25 protein-coding genes are annotated in these 26,793 nt (G+C 73.9%); 6 read left to right on the forward strand and 19 right to left on the reverse strand.

Annotated features, from left to right (window positions below; genetic code table 11):
• Positions 1–20: 20 nt before the first annotated feature.
• From dapA to HNR21_RS29225, 4 genes are all read right to left on the reverse strand, one after another.
• The gene (gene dapA, locus HNR21_RS29210; RefSeq protein ID WP_182707704.1) at positions 21–941 is read right to left on the reverse strand and encodes a 4-hydroxy-tetrahydrodipicolinate synthase; all 921 of its coding nucleotides are present in this window, start codon (positions 939–941) and stop codon (positions 21–23) included.
• A 332-nt stretch (positions 942–1,273) separates the two neighbouring features.
• On the reverse strand, positions 1,274–1,456 hold the full coding sequence (locus HNR21_RS29215) for a hypothetical protein (RefSeq protein WP_119729400.1): 183 nt from the start codon (positions 1,454–1,456) through the stop codon (positions 1,274–1,276).
• Between the two features lie 198 nt (positions 1,457–1,654).
• The gene (locus tag HNR21_RS29220) at positions 1,655–2,680 is read right to left on the reverse strand and encodes a glycoside hydrolase family 18 protein (RefSeq protein ID WP_182707705.1); all 1,026 of its coding nucleotides are present in this window, start codon (positions 2,678–2,680) and stop codon (positions 1,655–1,657) included.
• 60 nt (positions 2,681–2,740) lie between these two features.
• A complete protein-coding gene (locus tag HNR21_RS29225) occupies positions 2,741–3,691 on the reverse strand; it encodes a DMT family transporter (protein ID WP_182707706.1) in 951 nt (316 codons plus the stop codon).
• 16 nt (positions 3,692–3,707) lie between these two features.
• On the opposite strand from HNR21_RS29225, the gene HNR21_RS29230 reads away from it, so the two are divergent.
• The 3 genes from HNR21_RS29230 to HNR21_RS29240 all read left to right on the forward strand — a co-directional run bounded on the left by HNR21_RS29230 (position 3,708) and on the right by HNR21_RS29240 (position 6,327).
• Positions 3,708–5,108 carry an aminotransferase-like domain-containing protein gene (locus HNR21_RS29230; protein ID WP_312881588.1) on the forward strand — a complete coding sequence of 467 codons (1,401 nt, stop codon included), beginning with the start codon at positions 3,708–3,710 and terminating at the stop codon, positions 5,106–5,108.
• Positions 5,109–5,126: 18 nt separating this feature from the next.
• A complete protein-coding gene (locus HNR21_RS29235; RefSeq protein WP_119729397.1) occupies positions 5,127–5,681 on the forward strand; it encodes a GNAT family N-acetyltransferase in 555 nt (184 codons plus the stop codon).
• Between the two features lie 130 nt (positions 5,682–5,811).
• Positions 5,812–6,327 (forward strand): hypothetical protein, encoded by a 516-nt coding sequence (locus HNR21_RS29240; protein WP_182707708.1) that lies wholly within the window; start codon positions 5,812–5,814, stop codon positions 6,325–6,327.
• A 54-nt stretch (positions 6,328–6,381) separates the two neighbouring features.
• Here the strand turns inward: HNR21_RS29240 and HNR21_RS29245 are convergent, their stop codons facing one another.
• Entirely contained in the window at positions 6,382–7,404 is a 1,023-nt protein-coding gene (locus HNR21_RS29245; RefSeq protein ID WP_182707709.1) for an RICIN domain-containing protein, read from the reverse strand.
• Between the two features lie 254 nt (positions 7,405–7,658).
• Between HNR21_RS29245 and HNR21_RS29250 the strand changes: the two genes are divergently transcribed.
• Both HNR21_RS29250 and HNR21_RS29255 read left to right on the forward strand, forming a co-directional pair.
• On the forward strand, positions 7,659–9,320 hold the full coding sequence (locus HNR21_RS29250) for an MFS transporter (protein WP_246442361.1): 1,662 nt from the start codon (positions 7,659–7,661) through the stop codon (positions 9,318–9,320).
• Between the two features lie 4 nt (positions 9,321–9,324).
• Positions 9,325–10,191, forward strand: coding sequence for a 1,4-dihydroxy-2-naphthoate polyprenyltransferase (locus HNR21_RS29255; protein ID WP_182707711.1), 867 nt, complete (start codon positions 9,325–9,327; stop codon positions 10,189–10,191).
• Here HNR21_RS29255 and HNR21_RS29260 read toward each other — a convergent pair.
• Positions 10,155–11,177 carry a hypothetical protein gene (locus HNR21_RS29260; protein ID WP_182707712.1) on the reverse strand — a complete coding sequence of 341 codons (1,023 nt, stop codon included), beginning with the start codon at positions 11,175–11,177 and terminating at the stop codon, positions 10,155–10,157. The two genes, HNR21_RS29255 and HNR21_RS29260, sit on opposite strands and share 37 nt — an antisense overlap.
• A gap of 297 nt (positions 11,178–11,474) precedes the next feature.
• Complete coding sequence (locus HNR21_RS29265; RefSeq protein WP_182708889.1) at positions 11,475–12,155, reverse strand: uracil-DNA glycosylase; 681 nt, start codon at positions 12,153–12,155, stop codon at positions 11,475–11,477.
• A gap of 100 nt (positions 12,156–12,255) precedes the next feature.
• On the opposite strand from HNR21_RS29265, the gene modA reads away from it, so the two are divergent.
• Positions 12,256–13,011 carry a molybdate ABC transporter substrate-binding protein gene (modA, locus tag HNR21_RS29270; RefSeq protein WP_182707713.1) on the forward strand — a complete coding sequence of 252 codons (756 nt, stop codon included), beginning with the start codon at positions 12,256–12,258 and terminating at the stop codon, positions 13,009–13,011.
• 111 nt (positions 13,012–13,122) lie between these two features.
• Here the strand turns inward: modA and HNR21_RS29275 are convergent, their stop codons facing one another.
• From HNR21_RS29275 to infB, 12 genes are all read right to left on the reverse strand, one after another.
• Positions 13,123–13,719: a transglutaminase-like domain-containing protein gene (locus HNR21_RS29275; protein ID WP_312881397.1), complete on the reverse strand. Its 597-nt coding sequence runs from the start codon at positions 13,717–13,719 to the stop codon at positions 13,123–13,125.
• Positions 13,716–14,456, reverse strand: coding sequence for a 4-hydroxy-tetrahydrodipicolinate reductase (gene dapB, locus HNR21_RS29280; RefSeq protein ID WP_182707714.1), 741 nt, complete (start codon positions 14,454–14,456; stop codon positions 13,716–13,718). Before dapB ends, HNR21_RS29275 begins: the two co-directional genes overlap by 4 nt.
• Before the next feature lie 78 nt (positions 14,457–14,534).
• Positions 14,535–14,909: a phage holin family protein gene (locus HNR21_RS29285; RefSeq protein WP_182707715.1), complete on the reverse strand. Its 375-nt coding sequence runs from the start codon at positions 14,907–14,909 to the stop codon at positions 14,535–14,537.
• A gap of 261 nt (positions 14,910–15,170) precedes the next feature.
• Entirely contained in the window at positions 15,171–16,496 is a 1,326-nt protein-coding gene (locus tag HNR21_RS29290) for a M16 family metallopeptidase (protein WP_182707716.1), read from the reverse strand.
• 111 nt (positions 16,497–16,607) lie between these two features.
• Positions 16,608–18,926 carry a polyribonucleotide nucleotidyltransferase gene (locus tag HNR21_RS29295; RefSeq protein ID WP_182708891.1) on the reverse strand — a complete coding sequence of 773 codons (2,319 nt, stop codon included), beginning with the start codon at positions 18,924–18,926 and terminating at the stop codon, positions 16,608–16,610.
• Positions 18,927–19,190: 264 nt separating this feature from the next.
• Positions 19,191–19,460, reverse strand: a complete 270-nt coding sequence (gene rpsO / locus HNR21_RS29300; RefSeq protein ID WP_119729386.1) for a 30S ribosomal protein S15 — start codon at positions 19,458–19,460, stop codon at positions 19,191–19,193.
• A 220-nt stretch (positions 19,461–19,680) separates the two neighbouring features.
• Positions 19,681–20,631, reverse strand: a complete 951-nt coding sequence (locus HNR21_RS29305) for a bifunctional riboflavin kinase/FAD synthetase (protein WP_119731942.1) — start codon at positions 20,629–20,631, stop codon at positions 19,681–19,683.
• A gap of 89 nt (positions 20,632–20,720) precedes the next feature.
• Entirely contained in the window at positions 20,721–21,602 is an 882-nt protein-coding gene (gene truB, locus HNR21_RS29310) for a tRNA pseudouridine(55) synthase TruB (RefSeq protein ID WP_182707717.1), read from the reverse strand.
• Positions 21,599–22,633 carry a DHH family phosphoesterase gene (locus HNR21_RS29315; protein ID WP_119729384.1) on the reverse strand — a complete coding sequence of 345 codons (1,035 nt, stop codon included), beginning with the start codon at positions 22,631–22,633 and terminating at the stop codon, positions 21,599–21,601. Before HNR21_RS29315 ends, truB begins: the two co-directional genes overlap by 4 nt.
• 88 nt (positions 22,634–22,721) lie before the next feature.
• The gene (rbfA, locus tag HNR21_RS29320; protein WP_119729383.1) at positions 22,722–23,195 is read right to left on the reverse strand and encodes a 30S ribosome-binding factor RbfA; all 474 of its coding nucleotides are present in this window, start codon (positions 23,193–23,195) and stop codon (positions 22,722–22,724) included.
• A gap of 64 nt (positions 23,196–23,259) precedes the next feature.
• Positions 23,260–23,565 (reverse strand): DUF503 domain-containing protein, encoded by a 306-nt coding sequence (locus HNR21_RS29325; RefSeq protein ID WP_182707718.1) that lies wholly within the window; start codon positions 23,563–23,565, stop codon positions 23,260–23,262.
• Positions 23,566–23,776: 211 nt separating this feature from the next.
• Complete coding sequence (gene infB, locus HNR21_RS29330) at positions 23,777–26,761, reverse strand: translation initiation factor IF-2 (RefSeq protein WP_119729382.1); 2,985 nt, start codon at positions 26,759–26,761, stop codon at positions 23,777–23,779.
• Positions 26,762–26,793: the final 32 nt, after the last annotated feature.

Raw genomic sequence — 26,793 nt, forward strand, 5'->3', positions numbered from 1 at the left:
GCACGTCCGGTACGTGCCGTTCACGAATGCACCTCCGGCACCTTGACTCCACCTTGTCCGAGGTCTTCCCGCAGGCCCGCGATGAATTCGGGCGAGGCCGGAACCAGCGGCGGGCGCACCGTGCCGCCGGGGCGGCCCAGCAGGTCCAGCGCCGCCTTGACGGCGATGGCGCCCTGCGTGCGGGTCATGATCGCGGTGACCACCGGCAGCAGCCGGCGGTGGATCGCCAGCGCCCGGCCGACGTCGCCGGCCCGGTACGCCTCGATCATCTCATGCAGGTCGGCCCCGACGACATGGCCGACGACGCTGACGAACCCGGCGGCGCCCACCGACAGCCACGGCAGGTTGAGGTTGTCGTCGCCGGAGTAGAACGCCAGGTCGGTGGCCGCCATCACCTTCGAGGCGGCGAACAGGTCGCCCTTGGCGTCCTTGACCGCGGTGATCCGCGGGTGCTCGGCCAGCCTCAGCAGCGTCTCGGAGTGGATCGGCGTGCCGGTGCGGCCCGGGATGTCGTACAGCATGTTGGGCAGCCCGGTGGCGTCGGCCACCGCCCGGAAGTGCGCCAGCAGGCCCTCCTGCGGCGGCTTGTTGTAGTACGGGGTGACGACCAGCAGGCCGTGCGCACCCGCCCGCTCCGCAGCCCGGGCCAGCTCCAGCGTGTGGGCGGTGTCGTTGGTGCCCACCCCGGCCACCACCATCGCGCGGTCGCCGACCGCCTCGATCACCGCCCGCAGCAGGCGGTCCTTCTCCTCGTCGCTGGTGGTCGGGGACTCGCCGGTGGTGCCGCTGACGACCAGGCCGTCGTTGCGCTGCTCGTCGACCAGGTGGGCGGCCAGCCGCGCGGCGCCGTCGTAGTCCACGGAGCCGTCGGGGGCGAACGGCGTGACCATCGCGGTCAACATCCGCCCGAACGGGGCGTCACTAGTAGTGCTGGGTGCCATGACCCGAACGGTACCGGTCCAACCGGTCAAGATGCGCCTGCAGGGCCGATCCGACCTGGGCGGGGACCGCCGCGGCGCCCCGGGGGGCGACGCCCGCGCCCGGCCCGGGACCGGCATGGGGAGACGCCGCGGCTGTGCGCTCGGGGGTACGTACAGCCGCGGCGTCTACACCGACATCGTGGCACGGAAAAGAGTCGTTACGGCAGGATTCGCGGAGGTTTTCCGGCCTCGATTGAGTAACGCGGGCGGGCGCGGCCCGCCCGGGGGCCGGGCGGGCCGTGCGGGTCGGGACGGTCGGGCTCACGGGGTGGAGGTGAGATGCCCGCCGGGAGTCAGCTCGCGCCGTTGGCCGCGGTGGTGGACGACAGCTCGTTCAGGCGCGCGCGCAGTTCGTCGAGGCTGAGCGTGCGCACCAGTTCGTTGCCGCGGACGGCCCACCAGTACCCCGAGCCTCCGCGGCCGAAGCGCCAGCCGGAGAACTCCGCCGCCAGCTCACCGAGGCGGTGGGTCACCATTGCGGTCTCCTCCATCTTCATCGACCTCACTCCCAGCAGTCGACGACTGCACCCTCCTGTCGACCGGCCGCCGACCCCCACCGGCCGCTGGTCCGCACCGTTGCCTACCCCCGTGCAGGCGTCTTCATGACACTGCTTTTACCTGCGAAGACGGGCGTTCGGGAACGTTACAAAGGGGGTAACGAGCAGGCCAAGCTTTTATTCCCGGACGGTCAGCCAGTCGGCCCTGTAACGGGCCCAGTCGCCGGCGTCGGTGGTCCACTCGGCGTAGACGCCGACGCCGAAGGGCATGGCGGGCGGGCGGTCCAGGGCGTCCAGGCCGCGACGGACGCCGCGCAGGGCCGTAGGTAGATCTTCCGCCCAGTCCATCAGCGGACGGTACGTGGGGACGCCCATGAACACCGTGGTGCGGTCGCCGATGAGCCGCAGCGTCTGCTCGGTGTGCCAGGCGAAGTGCCAGTTGACCATGGCCTTCGTCGGCAGGCTCACGTCGTAGGTCATGATCGCGACCTGGTCGGACAGGTCGGCGACGCGGCGCAGGTAGTCCCGGGTGGGGCGGGGCGGGTAGTGGACGCTCTGGTTCCAGCCGCGGGGGATGAAGGCCCGGTAGATCGGCTGCGCCCGGTCGACGAGGGTGAGCTGCTCGATGGCGACCGACAGCACGGCGCCCCTGGAGCGGGTCAGGTCGCGGGTGCGGCCGAGCAGGTCCAGGAACGCCTGGTCGTCGGGGTAGATCGGCTCGAAGTCGTAGTGGATCCCCTCGAAGCCCAGGTCCAGGAAGATCCGGTCGGTCTCCAGCACCCGGGCGCGGACGGCCGGGTCGTCCAGGTCGACCAGGCCGTGCCCGTCCACCTTGCGGATCTGGCCCAGGTACGCCTGCACCCGGACTCCCGGGGCGTGCGCGCGCATCGCCTCGACCAGCCTGCGGGCGTTGACGTACTTGGCGGGCGGGACGCTGCCGTCCGCCTCGAACGGGCCGGCGTGGAAGAACACGTCGGTGATGCGGTTGCGGCGCAGCAGGTCCGCCAGCGCCCGGTACTCCTGCTCGGTGTGCGGCTCGCCCACCCACTGGTGCCTCGCCCACAGGGCGTTGACCGTGGTGCCGCCGGACCACGGCTCGGTCTGCAGTCCCGCCCACGCGTGCGCCAGGAAGAGGCCGAGCAGGGCCAGCGCGTAGCCCGCGGCCCAGGCCAGCGCCCGCCCCGCCCGGCGGATCCACCGCATGCGCGGCCACCTCCGAAAGATCGACACGTGATCTTAGAACGCACGGGGAGGCGGTCGCGTTCACGCGGTCGGCTGGTGCACCCCCGGGCGGCGGAGCGCGGCGGCCGGCGGGGCGGTGCGGACGCGGGCCCGCTGGGTCCAGGCGACGCAGGCCACGACGGCGATCGCGGCGACCCAGGTGGCGGGGGTGAGGTGCTCGCCGAGCAGCAGCGCCGACCAGACCAGGGTGAGGATCGGCTGGGCGAGCTGGAACTGGCCGGCCTTGGCCACACCGAGCCGCCCCATGCCCGCGTACCAGGCGAAGAAGCCCAGGTACATCGAGAACGCCGTCACGTAGCCGAAGCCGATCGCCGCCTCGGCCGTCCACACCGGCGGGGTGGCGGCCAGCAGCGCGATCGTCACCGGGACGGTGATCGGCGCCATCAGCACCAGCGCCCAGGAGATGATCTGCCAGCCGGGCATGTGACGGGCCAGCCGCCCGCCCTCGGCGTAGCCGTACCCTCCGGCGATCAGCGCCCCGACCAGCAGCAGGTCGGCCGCGGTGACCGTGCCGCCGCCCTCGGCCACGGTGAACGCCGTGATCGCCAGCGCTCCCGTCGCGCTGCCGAGCCAGAACGACGGGGAGGGGCGTTCGCTGACCCGCAGTGCGGCGAAGACGGCGGTGGCGGCGGGCAGCAGCCCGATCACCACCCCGCCGTGCGCGGCGGAGGCGCCCGCGTCGAGGGCCAGGGTGGACAGCACGGGGAAGCCGAAGATCACGCCGAGGCCGACCGCCAGCAGCCCCGGGACGTCCCGCCGGGACGGTGGGCGCGCCACCGCGGCGGCCAGCGCGGCGGCGGCGAGCAGGGCGGCCACCGCGGCCCGTCCGATGCCGATCAGGTACGGGTCCAGGCCGTCCAGCGCGAGCACGGTGGCGGGCAGCGAGAACGAGAAGACCAGCACGCCGAGACCGGCCAGGCCGCCGCCCAGCGCTATCGACCGGGGAGTAGTAGCGCTATCGTTGTTTCTCATGCAACAGGATAGCAGTATCGCCTCCGTGGCCGATCTGCTGCGCACCGAGGCGGCCCGGCTGCGGCCCGGGGACCGGCTGCCGTCCAGCCGGGCGCTGGTGGCCCGGCTGGGGGTGAGCCCGGTGACCGTGTCGCGGGCGCTGGCGCGGCTGGCCGCCGAGGGCCTGGTGGTCACCCGGCCGGGCAGCGGCACGTTCGTGGCCGAGCGCCCCCGCGGGGTGCGGGCCCGGCGGCCGGCCGACCACGGCTGGCAGGCGGTCGCGCTGGGCGACCGCGCGGTGGACCCCGGCGGGGTCGCCGCGCTGCTCACCCCTCCCCCGGAGGGCGTGATCGCGATGGGCGGCGGATATCTGCCCGCGTCCCTGCAGCCGCTGCAGGCGCTGGCGACCGCCGCGGCCCGCGCCGCGCGCCGCCCGGACGCCTGGGAACGCCCGCCGCTCGCCGGGATCGGCGGATTGCGGGCGTGGTTCGCCCGTGCGGTCGGCGGCGAGATCACCCCGGCCGACGTGCTGATCACCGGCGGCGGGCAGCAGGCGATCGGCATCGCGCTGCGCGCCATGCTGGCGCCCGGCGCCCCGCTGCTGGTGGAGTCGCCGACCTACCAGGGGGTGCTGTCGGCGGCGCGGGCGGCGGGCCTGCACACGGTCCCGGTGCCGGTGGACGGCTCGGGAGTGCGGCCGGACCTGCTGGCGGACGCGTTCGCGATGACGGGCGCGCGGGCGTTCTACTGCCAGCCGACGTTCCACAACCCGACCGGCGCGGTGCTGTCCCCCGACCGGCGCGAGCAGGTGCTGTCGGTGGCGCGGGCCGCCGGGGCGTTCGTCATCGAGGACGACTTCGCGCGGCATCTGGCGATCGAGCCCGCTCCCCCGCCGCTGGCCGCCGACGACCCCGACGGGCGGGTGGTGCACATCTCCTCGCTGACCAAGGCGGCTGCGCCGAGCCTGCGGATCGCGGCGCTGATCGCGCGCGGCCCGGTCGCCGAACGGCTGCGCGCCCTGCAGGTGGTGGACTCGTTCTTCCCGGCCCGGCACCTGCAGGAGACGGCGCTGGACCTGGTCAGCTCCCCGGCGTGGGAGCGGCACCGGCGGACGGTCCGCGCCGCGCTGCGCGAGCGCCGGGACGCGCTGGCCGCCGCGCTGGCCCGGGAGCTGCCCGGCCTGGCGTTCGAGTCCCCTCGGGGAGGGCAGCACCTGTGGGCCCGGCTGCCGGACGGGGTGGACGACGTCGCGCTGGCCGACGCGGCGCTGTGCGAGGGCGTGGTGGTCAACGCCGGGCGGCCGTACTTCCCCGCCGAACCGGACGGCGCGTACCTGCGGATCGGGTACGCGATGGCGGCCTCCGTCGCCGAGCTGGCCGAGGGCGTCCGCAGGCTCGCCCGGGCCCTGGACGGCTATAGCCTGGGCGCACGGCGGTGATCAAGGAGGGGACGGCCCATGGCTGACGTCGGCGTACGGCCCGCCCGGCGGGCGGATGCCGCCGCGGTCACCGACATCCAGGTCCGCGCGTGGCGGGAGGGCTACCGCGACCTGCTGCCGGCCGAGGCGCTGGCCCGCGTGACCGAGCCGGACGCCGTGGCGGTGTGGCGGGAACGCTGGACCGAGGCGGCCGTCGCCCCGCCGAGCGCCCGGCACCGCCTGCTGGTGGCGGTGTCGTCGGAGCTGGTGGTGGGGTTCGCCGCGACCGCGCCCGCCGAGGACCCCGACCTGGACCCGGCGTCCGCCGCCGAGCTGGTGACGCTGCTGGTCGACCCGCTGCACGGCCGGGCCGGGCACGGCAGCCGGCTGCTGGCCGCCTGCGTCGACCTGCTCCGCGAGGACGGCTTCGGCACGGTGGTGTGCTGGGTGTTCGAGGGCGACCGGGTGATGCGCCGCTTCCTGGAGTCGGCGGGCTGGGCCCCGGACGGGGCGCGGCGCGTGCTGGACATGGGCGAGCCGGTGGCGATGATCCGCATGCACACCGACATCTCCTCCGAGGACGCCCGGAACTAATCCCTCGAACACCTCCGAACGATGTCGAACGGGGTCATCCGTTCCCCTAACGGTGCCATCCGGGAATGGACGGGCCGTACCCCGCCGGTCCCGACAACGGGATCGAAACCTCGACATCTGGAGGGATTCCTTGGCACCGAAAACCATTCGCCGGGGCCTGCTGGCGGGCCTGACCGCCGCCGCGACGGCCGTGACGGTCGTCCCCGCCGCGTCGGCCGCCCAGAGCCCGCCCCGTGGCCAACGAGCCGACCAGGTGGTCACCCTGGCCGCCCGCGGTCCCGAGGCCGAGTCCAAGGCCAGGATCAGGTGCCGTGTCCGGATCAGCGACCCGGAGCGGACCCGCCACCACCACCGTCGCCTGGTCAAGGTCACCGGGCGGGTCTGGTGCAACCACCGGGTCGACCGGCTGCGCGTCAGGGTCACGCTCTACAAGGACCGCCGGGTCTACGAGAGCGGCTGGAAGTCCGACCACGACCGGCGCGGCATCGCGCTGACGGTCGCCCGCAAGTGCCACGGCCGCGAGCACTACAAGGGCCGGGTGCACGCCCACGTGACCTTCCCGCGCGGGTTCCACCCGCGGCACCGCTCGATCACCGTCTGGAGTGACACCGTCTACATCCACCGGTGCCACCGTCATCATCACTGAGGCACCGCGGTCCCTTCCCGGGCATCAGACGGGAAGGGACCGTCGCCGCCCCGGCTAGCGCACGGTGCCGTCGCCGTCCAGCGCGGACAGGTAGAAGCGCAGGCCATCGCCCTCGGCTGCCCGGACGAGCACCGGAACGGCCAGGCCCGCCATGCCCCGCACGCGCAGCCGACCGGCGTCCTCCCCCGGCAGCACCCGGACCGTCAGCAACTGCCCGGGATCGGCGGCCGAGCACTCCCGCAGCCGCAGCCCGCCCGCATCCGGTGCCCCGTCCACCGAGAGGCAGCCGCTCCCGCCCCGTGGCCGCTGGCCCCGGATCCGGTACGCCGCCCGCCCGACATGCCGGAAGTGGAACCGCTGGCCGGAGGCGGCCCGGCAGTCCTGGCGCACGACCGGCGGCTCCCCGTCCCCGTCCGCGACTCCCAGGCAACGCCCGTCCCCGGCCGTGTGGATGCGATACCACCCGTCCGCCAGCGGGCCGGCGGCGGACGCACCCGCGATCCGGGCGCCCGAACGGCCGTCCCGGTCCGCCGGCGAACTCCCCGTGGCCCCGAGCACGGTGACGACTCCGACCGCCACCGCCCCGACCAACCGTGCCCGTCCCCTGACCCGGAACGACCGACGCCGGGCCGCAGACGGTAACGCCGGGCCTCCGAGCCCGTTCCAGCCCGCCTCATGGCGCCGGTGAACGTTCACCGCGTCCTCGTCACCGGGCCGGACCGGCTGCGGCGGATGGGCGGCCGTGCGTGCCGTCTCGTCGTGCTGGGCGGCCGGGTGGTGAGTGAGGGCGTTCTCTGCGGCCATGGCTATGCGGCGACGGGCCGCGGTCCATTCGGCGACGGTGGCGGGATCGCAGCCGCAGGCGCGGACGAACGCGGCGATCAGGGGCTCGGCCGGGAGAGAGGTGCGGCGCAGGGCCGTGGCCAGGGTGCTCGGAGGGAGGTGGTCGCCGTTGGCGGCGGCGCGGCGGCTCAGTTCCCGGTAGGAGAATCCGGACCAGGCCTTGAGGCAGCGTGCCCTGCCGACGTATTCGGCGGCGGTCCGCGCGTCCCGCGGACTCGGCGGTGACTGGGTCATTTCCGGGCCCCCCGAGTTCGATGGAACGAAGGGCACCCTGTGGGGCGCTCCTCCGACGGTCCGGCACTGGTGTCGCCGGTCCGGGTCATTCCCCATGCCCGCCCGGTACAATTTGCGCCATGACCCGGTTATCCGCTTTTGCGAGGAAGATCCCCAGACCGGGTCTTCGGGGGGAGGGGTCCGGACGGACCCTGCCACCCCTGCGGTTATGTTTGAGGCGCACGTCAGGACCCCACCCGAGCCAGGATGATCGATTGAGCGCCGCCGCGACCGTCACCGATTCCTCCCCCGCCGCGGACGGCGCCCTCTCCAGACGCCGGCGTCACCTGGCGCTGGTCGTGATGAGCCTGGGCGTCTCCCTGATCGTGGTGGACGCCACCATCGTCGGGGTCATGCTCCCGCGGATCGTCGACGGACTGGGCGCCACCACCGGCCAGGCCGAGTGGATCACCTCGATCTACCCGATGGTCTTCGCCGCGCTGCTGATCCCCTGCGGCCGGGCGGGCGACCTGGCCGGGCGGCGCCGGACGTTCGTGCTGGGCACCGCGGTGTTCGTGGCGGCGAGCCTGCTGGCCGCGGCGGCCGGCGACGCCAGCGTGCTGATCGCCGCCCGCGCCCTGCAGGGCGTCGGGGCGTCGCTGGTCATGCCGGCCACGCTGGCCACCGTGAACGCGATCTTCACCGGCCGCCAGCGGGCCGTGGCGTTCGGGATCTGGGGGTCGCTGATCGGCGGGATGGCCGCGCTCGGCCCGCTGCTCGGCGGCGCGCTGGCGGCCTCGCTGGGCTGGCGCTGGGCGTTCGGGATCAACCTGCCGCTGGGCCTGGCGCTGATCGCCGGGGCGCTGGCCCTGATGCCGGAGACCCGGCGGCCCGCCGAACGCGGCGTCGACGTGCCCGGCGCGGTGCTGGCGACGCTGGGCCTGGGCGCGCTGGTCTGCGGGCTCATCGAGGGCCCCTACTACGGCTGGTGGACGCCGCTGCGGCCGTTCTCCTTCGGCCCCTACGACTGGCCGCAGGGCCTGTCGCCGGTGCCGGTGCTGCTGGCGCTGGCCGCGGCGCTGCTGGTCGCCCTGGCGGTGGTGGAGAAGGCGCGCGGCGCGGCCGGGCGCCCGGTGATGCTGGACCCGGCGCTGCTGCGGATCCCGAGCTTCCGGCAGGGCAACGCGGTCGCCGCGCTGATCAGCGTGGGCGAACTGGGGCTGCTGTTCGTGCTGCCGCTGTTCCTGGCGGGCGTGCACGGCGACGACCCGCTGCAGATCAGCCTGGCGGTGCTGCCGCTGGCCGTCGGCGCGTTCCTGGCCGGCCCCTTCGCCGGGCGGCTGGCCGGGCGGGCGGGCCCGCACCGGGTCGTGCGGCTGGGCCTGGCGCTGGAGGTCGGCGCGGTGCTGGGCCTGGGGCTGACGCTCGGCGCGACCACCGGCGGCTGGGGGCTGGCCCCGTGGATGCTGCTCTACGGCGTCGGGCTGGGCCTGACCTCCGCGCAGCTCACCGGCGTGTGCCTGGCCGAGGTCCCGCCCGCGCGGGCCGGGCAGGCCTCCGGCATCCAGTCCACGTCCCGGCAGGTGGGCGCGGCGCTGGGCATCGCGATCGTCGGCGCGGTGTTCGCCACCGGCCTGGGCCGGGAGATGACCCACCGGCTGGCCGGCACGTCGCTGCCGCCCGAACGGCAGGCCGCCGTCGTGCACGAGATGCGCGACAGCGCCGGCACGTACGCCCGCGACCTGGACCGGGCCCCCGGCATGCGGGCCGCGGCGCAGGCGGCGGACCACGCCCTGGCCGCCGCCGCCCGGCAGGCCGTGCTCGCCACCGCGGCCATCCTGGCGCTCGGCCTGGCGGCCGGGATGCGGCTGCGGCCCGGCGGCCCGCCGGTTCCGGAACAATCAGCATCCATGACGACGCAGAAGATCGAGGTCTGATCCGGTGGCGACAGCGTCCCAGTGGATCGCCGGATCCCGCCCCCGAACCCTCCCCGCATCGCTCGTCCCGGTCATCGTCGGCACCGGCGTGGCCGTCGGCGAGGGCCAGGCCGTCTGGTGGCGCGCCCTCCTCGCCGGTGTGGTGGCCCTGGCGCTGCAGATCGGGGTGAACTACTCCAACGACTACAGCGACGGCGTCCGCGGCACCGACGACGAGCGGGTCGGCCCGATGCGGCTGGTCGGCTCGGGGGCGGCCCCGCCGAGGCAGGTGCTGGCCGCCGCGCTGGGCTGCTTCCTCGTCGCCGCCGTCGCCGGGCTGGTGCTGGCGGCCGTGACCACCTGGTGGCTGCTGCTGGTGGGGGCCGTGGCGATCGTGGCGGCCTGGTTCTACACCGGCGGCCCGAACCCGTACGGCTACCGGGCGCTGGGCGAGGTCTCGGTGTTCGTGTTCTTCGGGCTGGTGGCCGTGGTCGGCACCGTGTACGTCCAGGTCGAGGGCGTGCCGTGGGAGGCGTGGGCGGCGGCGGTGCCGGTCGGGCTGCTGGCCTGCGCGCTGCTGGTCGCCAACAACCTGCGGGACATCCCGACCGACACCGAGTCCGGCAAGCGGACCCTGGCGGTGCTGCTCGGCGGGCCGCGCACCCGGATCCTGTACGCGGCCTGCGCGTCGCTGCCGTTCCCGATCGCGCTGGCGGTGTCGGCCCCCCATCCGTGGGCGCTGCTCACCCTGCTGGCCGCGCCGCTGTCGCTGCCGCCCGTCCAGAAGGTGATGCAGGGGGCCAAGGGGCCCGAGCTGATCCCGGTGCTCGGCGAGACCGGCCGCCTGCAGGTCGCCTACGGCGCGCTGCTGGCCGTCGGGCTCGCGCTCTGAGGCCGCCGGGCGGGCCCGTTCGGCGCGGCCCGCTCGGCGAGCCGCATCATCCCGGTCACCCCCAGCAGCAGGCCGCCGAGCACTCCGGCCAGGAACACGCAGGCGCTCGCCGCGGTGGCGTCCTCCCCCATGCCGCCCGGCCGCCCGATGGCGACCAGCAGCAGGTAGAGCGACTGGGCGAACAGGGATCCGGCGCCGACCCAGGCGATGCCCAGCGGCCTCCACAACGGCCCGCCGCCCAGGCGGTGCACCATCGTCAGCAGCCCGCCGGCACCGGCGAGCGCCAGGACCGCCCACACGGCGCTCACGGCCACGGAAGGACCCGTCCGTTCCCCGTCCTGGCCCAGGGTGCCACCGAACGCCCAGTACAGCTGTGCGGCCGCGTACACGACGGCGAGGACGGTCCCGGTGCCGGCCAGCGCGGTCTGCAGCGGCCTGGTCGGCCCGGTGGGAAGCTCGGCGGTCCGGATCCGGAACACCTCGGACCAGCGCTCCCGGGCGTAGAACACGAACGCCGCCGTCAGCCCGACGGCCTGCAGGGTGAAACCGCCGTACACCATCAGGTACACCCAGCCGTACAGCGACGACCCGGTGTCCGTGGCGGCCGGGCCGGAGGCCGCCTCGACCGACAGGGCGATCGGAGCGGCCAGGGCGATCGGGACCAGCAGCCCGGTCCCGATCCAGATGGGCGGCAGGACCAGCCAGGCCGGCAGGCGCAGCCCCCACCGGTAGGTGAACGCCGACGCCACGACGACGGCCACGGCGTCCAGGCCCAGCGTGATGGCGTTGGCCACGTACAGGGCGGACCCCTCGGCGTCCGCGGGGACCTTCCAGCCGACGGTGGAGCCGCACAGCCAGGCGATCTTGAGGGCCAGGTAGGGCGCGCAGGCGGCGATGGTCGTGAAGCAGACGGCCCGCCGCAGCGCCCGGACCCGCCCCGGGCGAGGCATGGCGGACGGCGGCGCGGAAAGCGCGGTAGCGGTCATGGTCCCAGCCTGGTCACCCGGACGGTGTGGAACCTCCCGCCACAGGGGCGGTCCGCTCCCCCGGACGGGGGAGAAGCCGCCGGACACCCGCCGGATCACACCTCACACCGCCTGGGCGCCCTCTGCTCACCGCGCGAGCCGCGGTCGCAGGACGAGGCCTCCCGTCACGAGGCCGCCGGACCCCGGACGGAGGAGACTCCACCGGAACCGCCGGGTGCTCGGCGGGGTGGATCCGGTCGGCGGCCTCCGCTCGCCGCGCGAGCCGGGTGCCAGGAGAGTGCGCCGCCGCCCGGACGGTCAGCTCAGTCGCCAGTCGATCTCGGGGAGGCCGGCGTCGGCGAGCGCCTTGTTGACGGCGCTGAACGGGCGGCTGCCGAAGAACTTCTTGGCGCTGAGCGGGCTGGGGTGCGCCGACTCGATCACCACGTGGGCGGGGTTGGTCACCAGCCGGGCCTTCTTGCGGGCGTAGGCCCCCCACAGCACGAACACCACCCGCTCGTTCTTGTCGTTGAGCGCGGCGATGGCGGCGTCGGTGAACTCCTCCCAGCCCTTGCCGGCGTGGGAGCCCGCCTCGCCCGCCCGGACGGTCAGCACCGCGTTCAGCAGCAGCACGCCCTGCGCGGCCCACGGCGTCAGGTCGCCGCTCCTGGCCGGCGGGACCCCCAGGTCGGCCTCCAGTTCCTTGTAGATGTTGCGGAGCGACGGAGGCAGCCGGACGCCCTCGCGGACGCTGAAGCTCAGCCCGTGGGCCTGCCCGGGCCCGTGGTAGGGGTCCTGACCCAGGATCAGCACCCGGGCGCGGTCGTAGGTGCACAGCCGGAACGCGTTGAACAGGTCCTCCCGCACCGGATAGACCGTCTCCCGCTCGTACTCCCCGGCCACGAACGCGCCGAGCGCGGCGGTGGCCAGCGGATCCAGCCGCGGCTCCATCCGCTCATGCCAGTCGCCGGGCAGCAGTTCCAACAGGTCGAGGGACATGGTCTTGGCCTCCGGGGGATTCATCGAACACCCAGGACCCTAGTGGGCGGCACCGACAAACCGCCGGGGGAACGCGCGGGCGCCCCTAAGATCACCACATATGGCCGCTCGCCCGCTGTTGCGCCGACTCGCCGCGTCCGCCGCCCTTCTCGTCCTGCTCGTCCCGGTCGCGGCGTGCGGGGAACCGGCCGGGCCGCCGCGGCTGACGGTGTTCGTCCCGTCCTCGCTGACCGAGGCGTTCACCGAACTGGCGGCCGACTACGAGCGCGACGCCGGCGTGCGGATACGGCCGGTGTTCAGCTCCTCGCTGGACCTGGTGGAACGCCTGGAGGACCGCCCGGAGGCCGACGTCCTGATCGCCGGGGACCGCACGGCCCTGGAGGACGTGGCCGAACTGCTCGGGGACACCCGGGTGATCGCGCGCACCTCGCTGACGATCGCCGTGGCGCCCGGCAACCCCAAGGGCATCCGCGGCGTCACCGACCTGGCCCGCCCGGGGCTGCGGGTGGTGCTCGGCGCGTCCCTGGTCCCGGTGGGCCGGTACGCCCGGAGCGTCCTGGCCAAGGAGAGGGTGCCGGTGCGCACGGCGTCGGAGGAGATCAGCTCGCGGGCGGTGCTCACCAAGGTCCGTACCGGTGAGGCCGACGCGGGCATCGTCTACGTCACCGACATGCGCGCGGCGGGCGTCGCCGCCGGGAGCGTCCCGATCCCCGCCGACCAGAACGTCACCGTGGAGTACCCGGCCGCTCCCGTCCGCGAAAGCGACCACCCGGAGGCCGCCGAGGCGTTCGTGGCCTGGCTGACCTCCGCCCCGGCCCGTTCCGTCCTGCACCGGCACGGTTTCGCCCTCCCCTGACCGCTCAGCGCCGCACACGCCCCCGCAGCCCGCTTCGGCGAACGTCCGGCCGGAGCGGTCGTGATCACCGTAGGTCGCCCGGTGCGCCGGAGGGCGCGGCGGGCGACCGGGTCAGTCCTCCAGGGAGGAGGGCAGGCCGCCCTGCTCGCACATCGCGATGCAGTCGTCGTGGGACTGCAGGGCGCGCAGGACCACCGGGTGGGGGGACGGGTAGACGGTCAGGTAGTCGGCCTCTCCCAGCTCCGGTCGCACCCGGTAGGCCAGCCGGTCCTCCGTGGCGGAGAACTCCACCTCGATGCCGGGCTTGTTGCCGCGCGGGTCCAGCCGTACCCAGTGGTCCTCCAGCAGGACGGCGGCCAGCCCGTGCAGCACGAACCCCCCGGCGTCATCGGACAGCCGCTGGTAGCACAGGCCCGCCTCTACGCCCCCGGCCCGCAGCAGCGCCACCAGCAGGTGGGACTTGGCGAAGCACAGGCCGGTGCGGGTGCGGAGCACGTCGGAGGCGCGCCAGGTGACCCGGCGGTCGCGGGCGTCCAGCGAGTGCGTCACCTCGTCGCGGACGAACTCGAACGCCGTCCGCGCGAACGCCACGTCGTCGCCGGTCCGCATGCTCGCGGCGGTCGCCACGATCCGGTCGTGCTCGACGTCGATCGCCTCGTCCGAGCCGAGGTACTCCCACGGCTCGGCGGCCAGCCGCAGCGGCGTCACAGGCCCAGCAGGGACTCGATGCCGACGGTGAGGCGGTCCGGCAGGTCCGCCACCCGGCGCACCGCCAGCAGCACGCCCGGCATGAACGACTCCCGGTTCATCGAGTCGTGCCGGATGGTGAAGACCTCGCCGTGCCCGCCCAGCAGCACCTCCTGGTGGGCGATCAGGCCCGCCAGCCGGACCGCGTGCACCCGCACGCCCTCCACGTCGGCGCCGCGCGCCCCGGCGATCTCGGAGGTGGTGGCGTCCGGCGACGCGCCCGTCCCGGCCTTGGCGCGGGCCTCGGCGACCAGCTCGGCGGTGCGGTACGCGGTGCCGCTGGGGGCGTCGGCCTTGTTCGGGTGGTGCAGCTCGACGATCTCGACGGACTCGAAGAACGGGGCCGCCCGGCGGGCGAAGTCCATCATCAGCACCGCGCCGATCCCGAAGTTCGGCCCGATCAGCACGTTGCCGCGCGGCTGCCCGGCCTGCCACCGGCGGACCTGCGCGATCCGCTCGGGCCCGAACCCGCTGGTGCCCACGACGGCGTGCAGCCCCTGCTCGACGCACCAGCGCAGGTTGTCCATGACCACGTCCGGGTGGGTGAAGTCCACGACGACGTCGGCGGCGGTCAGCGCCTCCCGCGCGTCGCCCTGGTCGACGGCGGCGACCAGTTCCAGGTCGTCGGCGCCCTCCACGGCCCGGCACACCTCGGCTCCCATCCGGCCGCGCGCGCCCAGCACCCCAACCTTGATCACGTTTCGCTCCTCCGCTTCGTCGGTGCGTCGCACGAGCCTATCGCCACCGCGCGGGGGGAACGGGAGCCGTCCCCGCGCTCAGTCCACCCCTTCCAGGAGCCAGGTCAGCAGCCAGCTCACCACCCCGACGATGAGCGCGCCCCAGAACGCCGGCCAGAACCACTCCACGTGGAACGGCAGGTCCAGTTCCCCGGCGATCCAGCCGGCCAGCACCAGCAGCGCCGCGTTCACCACCAGCGCGAACAGGCCCAGCGTCAGCACGTAGAACGCGCAGCCGAGCACCTTGACCACCGGCTTGATCAGCACGTTGACCAGGCCGACGATCACCGCGACGGCCAGCAGCGTGGCGGCCTTCTCCAGCCCGGTGCCGGTCTCCACGTCGACCCCGTCGACCAGCGCGGTCGCCACCCACAGTGCCACCGCGGTGCTCAGCACCCGAATCAGCACGTACATGAGCGGTCCCTACCCGATCCCCCGGACCGACCAACCAGCCCCGCGGGGGTCTGGGGGCGGAGCCCCCAGAACTTCCACCGCAGCTGAAGCGCGGCAGCCCAGGTGAACCGGAGCGGAGCTCCAGCGGAGCTCCGGTTCACCTGGGCGGGCCGGGCACCGCAGCCGACCCGCTGGAGCGAGCCCCCCAGGGCGAGCGCAAGCGGGTCGGCGAGGATGCCCGGACCGCCGCGGGGGGCGTGGGGGGTCGCCCCCCCACAATGACTAGAGCGTGAACTCGCGGTCGCCGAAGGGGCCGATCACGGTGAGGGTGCCGACCTGGCCGAGCACCTCGCGGGCCACCTCGCGCACGTCGTCGACGGTGACCGCCTCGATCTTCGCCAGGACCTCGTCGACCGACAGCAGCGAGTCGTAGACCAGCTCGCTCTTGCCGATCCGGCTCATCCGGGAGCCGGTGTCCTCCAGGCCCAGCACCATCGACCCGCGCAACTGGCCCTTGCCGCGCTCCAGCTCCTCGGTGTCCAGGCCGTGCTCGGCGAGCTTGGCGACCTCGTCGCGGCAGATCGACAGCACCTCGTCGACCTTGCCGGGCTGGCATCCGGCGTACACCCCGAACGTGCCGGTGTCGGCGTACTGGGCGGTGTAGCTGTAGACCGAGTAGGCCAGGCCGCGCTTCTCCCGGACCTCCTGGAACAGCCGGGACGACATGCCCCCGCCGAGCGCCGCGTTCAGCACGCCGAGCGCCCACCGGCGGTCGTCGGTGCGGGACACCCCCACCCCGCCGAGCACCAGGTTGGCCTGCTCGGTGTCCTTGTCGATCACCCGGACGCCGGGCCGGCCCGGGGCGCCCTCGCCGCCGATCCGCGGCGGGGCGGGGGGCCGGTCGCCGTCCAGCCGCCCGGCGAACGCCTCGCTCACCCGGCGCACCACGTCGTCGTGGTCGATGTTGCCGGCCACCGACACCACCAGGTTGGGCACGCGGTAGTGCTCGCGGTAGTAGCGGTCGATGACGTCCCTGGACAGCGCGTTGATCGTCTCGACGGTGCCCAGGATCGGCCGGCCCAGCGGCACGTCCCCGTACAGCGCCAGCGAGAACTCGTCGTGCACCAGGTCGCCGGGGTCGTCGTCGCGCATGGCGATCTCCTCGAGGATCACCCCGCGCTCGGCCTCCACGTCCTCGGGCCGGTTGAGCGAGTCGATCACCATGTCGCAGACCACGTCCACCGCCAGCGGCAGGTCGCTGTCCAGCACCCGCGCGTAGTAGCAGGTGTACTCCTTGGCGGTGAAGGCGTTCAGGTCGCCGCCGACCGCGTCCAGCGCCGCGGAGATCTCCAGCGCCGAACGCCGCCGGGTGCCCTTGAACAGGGTGTGCTCCAGGTAGTGGGAGGCCCCGGCGTCGGCGGCCTCCTCGTCGCGGGAGCCGACGCCCGCCCAGATCCCGAACGCCGCCGACCGGACCGTCGGCATGGTCTCGGTGATGATCCTCAGCCCTCCGGGCAGCACGGTGCGCCGGACGGTGCCCGCACCGTCCGTGCCGGGGTGGACCGTGTGGGTGGTGCCGGGCTCCTGTGCCCTCGCCGACAGCGTCACGCCGTGCTCACCTTCGTCGTCGTCTCGATGGGCTCGATGGTGGGGTCATGCGACGGCCGACCGGCGTGCCCTCGCGGGTACGCCGGCCGGCCGTCGGGTGCGTCATGCGGATCAGGTGTTGCGCTGGCCGCTCGAACGGCTGCGGGTGCGGCGGCGGCGCGGCCGGTCGCCCCGCTCGCCGGCGTCGCCCTCGGCGGGCTCCTCGGCGTCCTCGCCGCCGCCCGCGGGCTCGGGCGCCCGCTCGGCCTGCTGGGCCTGCTCGCGCTCGATCACCTCGACCGGCACCAGCGACAGCTTGCCGCGCGGGTCGATCTCGGTGATCTCCACCTGGATCTTGTCGCCGACCTTGACGTAGTCCTCGACGTTCTCGATCCGGGCGCCGCCGTGCAGCTTGCGGATCTGCGAGACGTGCAGCAGGCCGTCCTTGCCGGGCAGCAGCGACACGAACGCGCCGAAGGTGGTGGTCTTGACGACGGTGCCCAGGTACCGCTCGCCGACCTCGGGCATGTGCGGGTTGGCGATCTGGTTGATCGCCTGCCGGGCCGCCTCGGCCGACGGGCCGTCCACCGCGCCGACGTAGATGGTGCCGTCGTCCTCGATGGTGATGTCGGCGCCGGTGTCGTCCTGGATCGAGTTGATCATCTTGCCCTTGGGGCCGATCACCTCGCCGATCTTGTCCACCGGGACCTTGATGGTGATGATCCGCGGCGCGTACGGGCTCATCTCGGCCGGCTCGGAGATCGCCTCGGCCATCACGTCCAGGATCGCCAGCCGGGCCGCCTTGGCCTGCTTGAGCGCGGCGGCCAGCACCTCGGCGGGGATGCCGTCCAGCTTGGTGTCCAGCTGCAGCGCGGTGATCAGGTCACGGGTGCCGGCGACCTTGAAGTCCATGTCGCCGAACGCGTCCTCGGCGCCCAGGATGTCGGTCAGCGTGACGTACCGGCCGCCCTCGTGGATCAGGCCCATCGCGATGCCGGCCACCGGCGCCTTCAGCGGCACGCCCGCGTCCAGCAGCGACATGGTGGAGGCGCACACCGAGCCCATCGAGGTGGAGCCGTTGGAGCCGATCGCCTCCGACACCTGCCGGATCGCGTACGGGAACTCCTCGCGCGAGGGCAGCACCGGGATCAGCGCCCGCTCGGCCAGCGCGCCGTGCCCGATCTCGCGGCGCTTGGGCGAGCCGACCCGGCCGGTCTCCCCGGTGGAGTACGGCGGGAAGTTGTAGTTGTGCATGTAGCGCTTGGTGCGCTCGGGGTTGAGGGTGTCGATCATCTGCTCCATCCGGAGCATGTTCAGCGTGGTCACGCCCAGGATCTGGGTCTCGCCCCGCTCGAACAGCGCCGACCCGTGCACCCGCGGCACCACGTGCGCCTCGGCGGTCAGCTGCCGGATGTCCTTGACGCCCCGGCCGTCGATGCGCACCCCGTCGCGGATGATCCGCTCGCGGATCAGCTTCTTGGTGACCGCCCGGAACGCCGCCGACAGCTCCTTGTCGCGGCCCTCGAACTCCGGCAGCAGCTTCTCGATCGTGATCGCGCGCAGCTCCTCGAGCTTGGCCTCGCGCTCCTGCTTGCCGACGATGGTCAGCGCCTGCGCCAGCTCCTCGGAGACGGCGTCGGAGACGGCCTGCAGCACGTCGTCGGTGTAGTCCAGGAAGATCGGGAACTCCATGGTGGGCTTGGCGGCCACCGCGGCCAGCTCCCGCTGGGCGTCGCACAGCGCCCGGATGAACGGCTTGGCCGCCTCCAGGCCCTCGGCCACCCGCTCCTCGGTCGGCGCGGGCGCGCCCTCGGCCACCAGCCGCAGGGTGTCGCGGGTGGACTCGGCCTCCACCATCATGATCGCGACGTCGCCGTCCTCCAGCGTCCGGCCGGCCACCACCATGTCGAAGGTGGCCCGCTCCAGCTCGCTGTGCGTCGGGAAGCCCACCCACTGCCCGTCGATCAGGGCCACCCGCACCCCGCCGATCGGACCGGAGAACGGCACCCCGGACAGCTGGGTGGACATCGAGGCGGCGTTGATGGCGACCACGTCGTACAGGTGGTCGGGGTGCAGCGCCAGCACCGTCTCGACGATCTGGATCTCGTTGCGCAGGCCCTTGGCGAAGGACGGGCGCAGCGGCCGGTCGATGAGCCGGCAGGTCAGGATGGCGTCCTCGCTGGGACGCCCCTCGCGGCGGAAGAACGAGCCGGGGATGCGCCCGGCCGCGTACATCCGCTCCTCCACGTCCACCGTCAGCGGGAAGAAGTCCAGGCCCTCCTTGGGCTTCTTGGACGCCGTGGTGGCCGACAGCACCATGGTCTCGTCGTCGAGGTAGACCACGGCCGAGCCGGTGGCCTGCCGGGCCAGCCGGCCGGTCTCGAAGCGGACGGTGCGGGTGCCGAACGAGCCGTTGTCGATGACGGCCTCGGCGGTCTGCGCTCCGTCGATACGCACGGGTTCCACAGGTGTGCTCCTTCGTTGCAGTGTTCGTCCCGCGAACGAGCCCTGTGGTTTCGCTGGTGCCGGTCTTCGATCGAAGCCCACGGATCGGGTGTCATCCGGGGGCCACTACCGAGGACCGGCCGCGCCACATGCCGGCTGCGTTCTGGTCGCGGGTCGTCCGTTGTCCAGTTGTCCTATGGCGATATGTACCCGATGTACGCGCCATATGTGAGAGGGAGTGGCCCTCGGGCGGGCCACTCCCTCACCGTCCTAGCGGCGCAGACCGAGACGCTCGATCAGCTGCCGGTAACGGTTGATGTCCTTGTCGGCGAGGTACTTCAGCAGCCGGCGCCGACGGCCGACCAGCAGCAGCAGGCCGCGCCGGCTGTGGTGGTCGTGCTTGTGCACCTTCAGGTGCTCGGTGAGGTCGTTGATCCGGCGGGTCAGCAGCGCGACCTGGACCTCCGGCGATCCGGTGTCACCCTCACTGGTCGCGTACTCGGCGATGATCTTGTTCTTGGTTGCGGTGTCGAGCGACACGAGGCTCCTTCATGGTGGTCGTCACCCGCAGATCCCGGGCAGGACACGGGTCCGCATGGCGCGTTCGGAAAGGCGGCCCGCCGCTTGAGGGTGCAGCGGGGCATGCCGGGTGAACCGGCGCCCTTCACGGTACCACGCCGAGGCGCTCGTACCGTCACCGTGATCAACGCTCCGTGGCGGCGGATCGTTCCGGAACCCCGCGGCCCGGGGTCGTCCGGGCTCAGTCCTCGCGGGTCAGCTCGCGGGCGCGGGCCACGTCGCGGTGCATCTCCTCGATCAGCGCGTCGACCGAGTCGAACTTCAACGTGTCGCGGATGCGTTCGGTGAAGTCCACCGCGACGTGCTCGCCGTACAGGTCCAGGTCGTCGCGGTCCAGCGCGTACGCCTCGACGGTGCGCTGCCCCGTCCCCTCCTCGAAGGTGGGGTTGGTGCCGATGGAGATGGCCGCGGGCCAGCGGCAGGCCGGGTAACGGTCGGAGTCGCACACCAGGTACCCGGCGTACACCCCGTCGGCGGGAATCGCCACCTGCGGCCGGGTCTCCAGGTTGGCGGTGGGGAAGCCCAGCGCGCGGCCCCGCTGGTGACCGCGCACCACGACGCCCTCCACCCGGTGCGGGCGGCCCAGCGCCTCGGCGGCGGCGGCCACGTCGCCGGCCGCCAGCTTGCCGCGGATGTAGGTGGAGGAGATGGTGTCGCCGTTGGCCACCAGCGGCATGCCCTGGGCGGTGAAGTCGTACTTGTCGCCCAGCTCCCGCAGCAGCGCCACGTCGCCCTTGGCCCTGTGCCCGAACCGGAAGTCCTCGCCGACGATCACGTGCGCCGCGTGCAGCCGGTCCACCAGCACCGACTGCACGAACTCGTCGGGGGTCATCCGCGACAGCTCCACCGTGAACGGCAGCAGGATCACCACGTCGGTGCCCAGCTCGCCGAGCAGCTCGGCGCGCCGGGCGGTGGAGGTCAGCAGCGGCGGATGGGTGCCCGGCCGCACCACCTCGTCGGGATGCGGGTCGAAGGTGATCACCACCGACCGCAGCCCGCGCTCGCGGGCCAGTTCGGCGGCCGTGCCGACGATCCGCTGGTGCCCGCGATGCACACCGTCGAAGACGCCGATGGTGACCACCGACCTGCCCCAGTCGGCGGGAACCTCGTCGAGGCCGTGCCAGCGACGCACCATGCTCTCCCTGAGTAGGACCCGTGAGCCGTCGTCACAAGACTGCCACGCCCGCGCGGTCGGCTCCGACCGCGGGGGCGTGTTCAAGTTCACTCGCCGGTGAAGACCGCCAGTGGACGGGCCGCGCCGCCGCGCTCCTCCACCAGGGCCAGCAGCGTGCCGTCGGGGGCGAACACGCCGACCGGCCCCGGCCCCAGCCCGGCCGCCGGCAGCCGCCCGCCGTGGGCGACCAGCCGGGCCTGCTCGGCGGTCACCTCCCGGCGCGGGAACGCGGCGGCGACGGCGTCGCCGATCGGCAGGATCTCGCAGTGCTCGGCGAGCTGGTCCAGGGTGCGGGCCAGCTCCAGCCCGTACGGGCCGACCCGGGTGCGCCGCAGCGCCGTCAGGTGGCCGCCGGTGCCGAGCGCGGCGCCCAGGTCGCGGGCCAGCGCCCGGATGTAGGTGCCCGACGAGCAGGTGATCACGGCGTCGACGTCGACCAGCTCGCCCAGCTCGCCGTCGCGGCGGACGTCGGTGACCGTGAACTCCGAGACGGTGACCGGGCGGGCCGCCAGCTCCACGTCCTCGCCCTTGCGGGCCATCTTGTAGGCCCGCCGTCCGTTCACCTTGATCGCGCTGACCTGCGGCGGAACCTGCATGATCTCGCCGGTCAGCGCCTTGACCGCGGCGTCCAGGGCGTCGTCGGTCACCGCCGCCGCCGACGCGGTGGCGGTGATCTCGCCCTCGGCGTCGTCGGTGTTGGTGGACTGCCCCAGCCGGATCGTGGCGCGGTAGGTCTTCTCGGTCAGCGCCAGATGCCCCAGCAGCCGGGTGGCCTTGCCGACCCCGACCACCAGCACCCCGGTGGCCATCGGGTCCAGCGTGCCGGCGTGCCCGACCTTGCGGGTGCCGGCCAGCCGGCGCATCCGGGCGACCACGTCGTGCGAGGTCCACTCGGCCGGCTTGTCCACGATGACCAGGCCCGAGGTCACTTGGCGTCCCTTCTGGCGGTGAGCAGGGCGCGCAGCCGCTCGATCGCGGTGGCCGGCGCGCAGTCGCAGGTGTAGGCGGCGGCCAGACGGTGCCCGCCGCCGCCGAGCTCGACGCAGGCCCGGCCCACGTCCACCCGGCCCTTGGAACGGGTCGACACGTACCAGCGGCCGTCGTCGGTCTCCTTGCAGACCACCGCGACCTCCGCCTCGTCGGTGCGGCGCAGCTGGTCGATCACGCCCTCGAGCTGGTCGAAGCGGACGTCCTCGGCGGCCCGGTCGGCCCGGCTGATGGTGGTCCACACCATGCCCAGCCCACCGACCGCGTCCGGCTCGAACCTGGCGCGGTCCAACGCCCCGCCCAGCACCCGCAGATAGCCGAACGGCGCCCGGTCCCACAGCTCGCGGCCCACCGCGTCCGGCCGCACCCCGGCCGCCAGCAGCCGGCCGGCCATGTCGTGCACCTCCGGGGTGGTGGAGCCGTACTTGAACGAGCCGGTGTCGCTGGCCAGCCCGGCGTACAGGCCGAGCGCGATGTCCCGGGTCAGCGGGACGCCGAGCCGGTCGATCAGCTCCTCGGCCAGCACCGCGGTGGCGGCGGCGGACGGGTCGACCAGCGGGACCGTGCCGAACCCCGCGTTGGAGGCATGGTGGTCCACCACGATCAGCTCCGCCGCCCGCCCGGCCGGCCCGGCCAGCGAGCCCAGCCGGTCCAGCGACGCGGCGTCGAACGTGATCATCAGCTCCGGGGCGTCCGGCACCCGGCCGGGCTCGGCCAGCAGCTCCTGGCCGGGCAGGAAGCGCAGCGTGTAGGGGACGGTGAACGGCTCGCCGAACGAGGCGCCGCAGCGCTTGCCCAGCGCCCGCAGCGCCTGCCCGAACGCGAGCATGGAGCCGAGGGCGTCCCCGTCTGGCGACACGTGGCAGGCCAGCCAGATCTCCTCGGCCTCCCCGACCAGCTGCACCGCGCGCTTCCACAGGGCCTCGTCGGGCGCCGCGGCACGGGTCCGCTCGTTCACGGCGGGCATCACCATGTCTCTCACGCTCCCTGCGACCGGCCCGGCGCCCGGCCGCGTGCACCGCCCGGTGCGGCCGACGGCGCCGAGCGCGCCATCGGGTCGTTCACGCTGTCGAGTGTCCCTCGTCGCCCTCGGCGCCGGAGCCGCTTTCGGCGTCCTCCTCACCCAGGCGATAGGGGTTGGCGTCCCCGGCGGGCCTGGCCTTCTCGGCGGCCCGGGCCACCTGCTCGTCGTGCGCGCGGGCCCGCGCCAGCAGGTCGTCGATCTGCCGGGCGTTGTCCATCACCGCGTCGAACTCGAAGGTGAGCGTGGGGGTGTGCCGGACCCCGGTGCGCCGGCCGACCTCCGCGCGGATGATGCCCTTGGCGCTCTCCAGCGCCGCCGCGGTGTCGGCGCGCTCGGCGTCGGAGCCGTACACCGTGTAGTACACGGTGGCGTCCCGCAGGTCGCCGGTGACCTTGGCGTCGGTCACCGTGACGAACCCGAGCCGGGGGTCCTTGATACGGCGCTCCAGCATCTCGGCCACGATCTGCTGGATCCGGTCGGCGAGCCTGCGCGCCCGAGCCGCGTCAACCATCTTCGTCAGTCCTCGTCTTCGCCGTTGGTGGGGGACCACCCCGGACTTCCCGCCTGAGCTGCGGTCAGTCGTCCTCGCCGTACAGCCTGCGCCGCGCCGAGATCATCTCGATCTCGGGACGGCCGGCCACCAGCCGTTCACAGGCGTCCAGCACCTCCATGCAGTTGCCGGCGGTGCCGGACACCACCGCGACGCCGATCTCGGCGCGCCGGTGCAGATCGCCCGCCCCGGTCTCGGCGACCGCCACGGCCGGGAACCGCTTGCGGACCTCGGCCACGATCGGCCGCACCACCGACCGCTTCTGCTTGAGCGACCGCACGTCGCCGAGCAGCAGGTCGAGCGTCAACGCACCCACGTACACCTGATCCATCACCTCGGATGTCGAGTCCCCACCGAACGGCGGGTTCAAGGCCTCAAGGCCCCCACGAGCCACGAGCCGGAGATCGACGCCAGGGGGCGTGGGGGGCGGAGCTCCCCCACACGGGGGGTTCCGGGGGTCGCCCCCCGGGCCAGCACAGCGGGCGGGGCACCGGCGAAGTCGGCCGCCAGGCCGACGAGCACGGTGACCCCGCCCCGCTCCGCTACACGCGCGGCTTCTCCCGCATCTCGAAGCACTCGATGACATCGTCGATCTTGATGTCCTGGTACCCGAGACCGATACCGCACTCGAAGCCCTCGCGGACCTCGTTGACGTCGTCCTTCTCGCGGCGCAGCGACGTGACGGACAGGTTGTCGGCCACCACGGTCCCCTGCCGGATCAGGCGGGCCTTGGCGCCCCGGTTGATGGTGCCGCTCTGCACCATGCAACCGGCCACGTTGCCGATCCGCGGCACCTTGAAGATCGCGCGGATCTCCGCGGTGCCGAGCTGGACCTCCTCGTACTCCGGCTTCAGCATGCCCTTGAGGGCCGCCTCGACCTCCTCGATCGCCTGGTAGATGACCGAGTAGTAGCGGATGTCCACGCCCTCGCGGTCGGCCGCCTCCTGCGCGTTGCGCTCCGGCCGGACGTTGAAGCCGATGATCACCGCGCCGTCGGAGGCCACCGCCAGGTTGACGTCGTCCTGCGTGATCGCGCCGACGCCGCGGCGGATCACCCGCAGGGCGACCTCGTCGCCGACGTCGATCTTGAGCAGCGACTCCTCGAGCGCCTCCACCGAACCGGACACGTCGCCCTTGAGGATGAGCAGCAGCTCCTGCCGCTCGCCCCGCTGCATCCACTCCTCCAGCGAGAGGCTGCGACGGGTGCGCAGCAGTTCGGCGTTGCGCTTGCGGGCGGTGCGCTTGTCGGCGATCTGGCGGGCCACCCGGTCGTCCTCGACGACCAGGAAGTTGTCGCCCGCGCTGGGCACCGCGGTCAGGCCGAGCACCAGCACCGGACGCGACGGCTCCGCCTCGGTGACGTTGTTGCCGTTCTCGTCCAGCATCGCCCGGACGCGGCCGTGCGCCACGCCGCAGACGATCGAGTCGCCGACCTTCAGGGTGCCGCGCTGCACCAGCACGGTCGCCACCGCGCCCCGGCCCCGGTCCAGGTGCGCCTCGATGGCGACGCCCTGGGCGGGCATGTCCGGGTTGGCCTTGAGGTCCAGCTCGGCGTCGGCGGTCAGGATGATCGCCTCGAGCAGCCCGTCGATGTTGGTGCCCTGCTTGGCGGACACGTCCACGAACAGGGTCTGCCCGCCGTACTCCTCGGCGATCAGGCCGTACTCGGTGAGCTGGGCGCGCACCCGCTGCGGGTCCGCCCCCTCCTTGTCGATCTTGTTGACCGCCACCACGATCGGCACCCCGGCCGCCGTGGCGTGGTCGATCGCCTCGGTGGTCTGCGGCTTGACCCCGTCGTCGGCGGCGACCACCAGCACCACCAGGTCGGTGGTGTCGGCACCGCGGGCACGCATGGCGGTGAACGCCTCGTGACCCGGGGTGTCGATGAAGGTGATCTTGCGGTCCTCGCCGTCGACCTCGGTCTGCACCTGGTAGGCGCCGATGTGCTGGGTGATCCCGCCGGCCTCGCCGGCCACCACGTTGGCGTTGCGGATCGCGTCCAGCAGCTTGGTCTTACCGTGGTCGACGTGACCCATGACGGTCACCACCGGCGGCCGGACGACCAGCTGCTCCTCGCCTCCGGTGTCCTCGCCGAACTCGATGTCGAACGACTCCAGCAGCTCGCGGTCCTCGTCCTCGGGCGAGACCACCTGGACGTCGAAGTCCAGCTCGGCGCCGAGCAGCACCAAGTCGTCCTCGGCGACCGACTGGGTCGCGGTGACCATCTTGCCGAGGTGCAGCATGATCTGCACCAGCGACGCCGGGTTGGCGCCGATCTTCTCGGCGAAGTCGGTCAGCGAGGCGCCCTGGGGCAGCCGGATGGCCTGGCCGTTGCCGCGCGGGGCCTGGACGCCGCCGACGGCCGGCGCCTGCATGTTGTCGAACTCTTGGCGCCGCTGCTTCTTGGACTTGCGGCCACGCCGGGGCGGACCGCCGGGACGCCCGAACGCGCCCGCCGTGCCGCCGCGGCCACGACCGCCGCCACCGGGACGGGGACCACCGAAACCGCCGCCCGGACGACCGCCGCCACCGCCACCGCCGCCGGGACGCGGGCCGCCGAAACCGCCGCCGGTGCGCGCACCGCCGCCGCCCGGCCGGCCGCCGGCCGGACGCGGGCCGCCGCCGGGACGGCCGCCGGGACCGCGCCCGGCGCCCGGACCCATGGTGCTGGGCCGCGAGGGCATGTTCATCGGGCTCGGCCGCGGACCGCCCGGACGCGGCGGCATGCCGCCGCCCCCGCCGGGACGCGGACCGCCGGGACCGGGACGCGGAGCGGCCGGACGCGGCCCGCCGGGCCGGTCGCCGCCGCGCGCGCCGCCCGACCGCTCACCCGGCGGCGGGCCGGGACGCGGGCCGGGCTTGGGCGTGGTGCCCATGCCGGTGTTGGTCGAGCTGAACGGGTTGTTGCCGGGACGCGGAGCGCCCGGACGGGCGCCCGGCCGCGGGCCGGGACGCGGGCCCGGCTTGGGCGCGCGGGGACCCGGCTTGGGCGCCGCGGGACCGCTCTGGCCGCCCGGGGCGGACGGAGCGGACGGGGCCTTGGGACCGGCCTGGCCCGCCTGTGCGGCGGGGGCCTGCGGCCGGGGACGCGCGCCGCCCGCGGCGGGCGGGGCGCCGGCGCCCGGCACCTGCTGCACCGGGGCCTGCGGAACGGGACCCGGCTTGGGGGCCGCGGGGCGGCCGCCGCCGGGCCGGGGGCCCTGCTGGGGGCCGGGCCGGGGACCCGGCTTGGGCGCGGGGCCCGGCCTGGGCGCCGCGGGACGGGCGCCCGGCTCGGCGCCCGCGGGCGGCCTGGGGGCCGTCTCCGGCCGGCGGCCGGGGGCCTGCTGCGGCTTGCGCCCGCCGACCTTCTTGTCCGCGCCCGTAGAAGAATTCGAGAAAGCTTCGGTGAGCCTTCGAACGACCGGCGCCTCGATCGTGGAGGACGCCGACCGTACGAACTCGCCCATTTCCTGGAGCTTGGCCATGACGACCTTGCTCTCGACTCCGAACTCCTTGGCGAGTTCGTAAACCCGGACCTTCGCCACTGCACTCCCTACTCGGCCCGGGAGGTAGCGGC

Origin of the sequence: Thermomonospora cellulosilytica, assembly GCF_014138835.1 — a bacterium.
GTDB lineage: Bacteria > Actinomycetota > Actinomycetes > Streptosporangiales > Streptosporangiaceae > Thermomonospora > Thermomonospora amylolytica.

Excerpts from the sequence above, each read along its gene's own strand:
- rbfA (WP_119729383.1), bottom strand. The coding sequence starts at position 23,195 with ATGGTTGACGCGGCTCGGGCGCGCAGGCTCGCCGACCGGATCCAGCAG.
- HNR21_RS29325 (WP_182707718.1), bottom strand. The coding sequence starts at position 23,565 with ATGGATCAGGTGTACGTGGGTGCGTTGACGCTCGACCTGCTGCTCGGC.
- HNR21_RS29265 (WP_182708889.1), bottom strand. The coding sequence starts at position 12,155 with ATGTCCCTCGACCTGTTGGAACTGCTGCCCGGCGACTGGCATGAGCGG.
- HNR21_RS29225 (WP_182707706.1), bottom strand. The coding sequence starts at position 3,691 with ATGAGAAACAACGATAGCGCTACTACTCCCCGGTCGATAGCGCTGGGC.
- dapA (WP_182707704.1), bottom strand. The coding sequence starts at position 941 with ATGGCACCCAGCACTACTAGTGACGCCCCGTTCGGGCGGATGTTGACC.
- HNR21_RS29245 (WP_182707709.1), bottom strand. The coding sequence starts at position 7,404 with ATGACCCAGTCACCGCCGAGTCCGCGGGACGCGCGGACCGCCGCCGAA.
- HNR21_RS29260 (WP_182707712.1), bottom strand. The coding sequence starts at position 11,177 with ATGACCGCTACCGCGCTTTCCGCGCCGCCGTCCGCCATGCCTCGCCCG.
- HNR21_RS29285 (WP_182707715.1), bottom strand. The coding sequence starts at position 14,909 with ATGTACGTGCTGATTCGGGTGCTGAGCACCGCGGTGGCACTGTGGGTG.
- HNR21_RS29315 (WP_119729384.1), bottom strand. The coding sequence starts at position 22,633 with ATGGTGATGCCCGCCGTGAACGAGCGGACCCGTGCCGCGGCGCCCGAC.
- HNR21_RS29235 (WP_119729397.1), top strand. The coding sequence starts at position 5,127 with ATGGCTGACGTCGGCGTACGGCCCGCCCGGCGGGCGGATGCCGCCGCG.
- modA (WP_182707713.1), top strand. The coding sequence starts at position 12,256 with ATGGCCGCTCGCCCGCTGTTGCGCCGACTCGCCGCGTCCGCCGCCCTT.
- HNR21_RS29215 (WP_119729400.1), bottom strand. The coding sequence starts at position 1,456 with ATGGTGACCCACCGCCTCGGTGAGCTGGCGGCGGAGTTCTCCGGCTGG.
- HNR21_RS29220 (WP_182707705.1), bottom strand. The coding sequence starts at position 2,680 with ATGCGGTGGATCCGCCGGGCGGGGCGGGCGCTGGCCTGGGCCGCGGGC.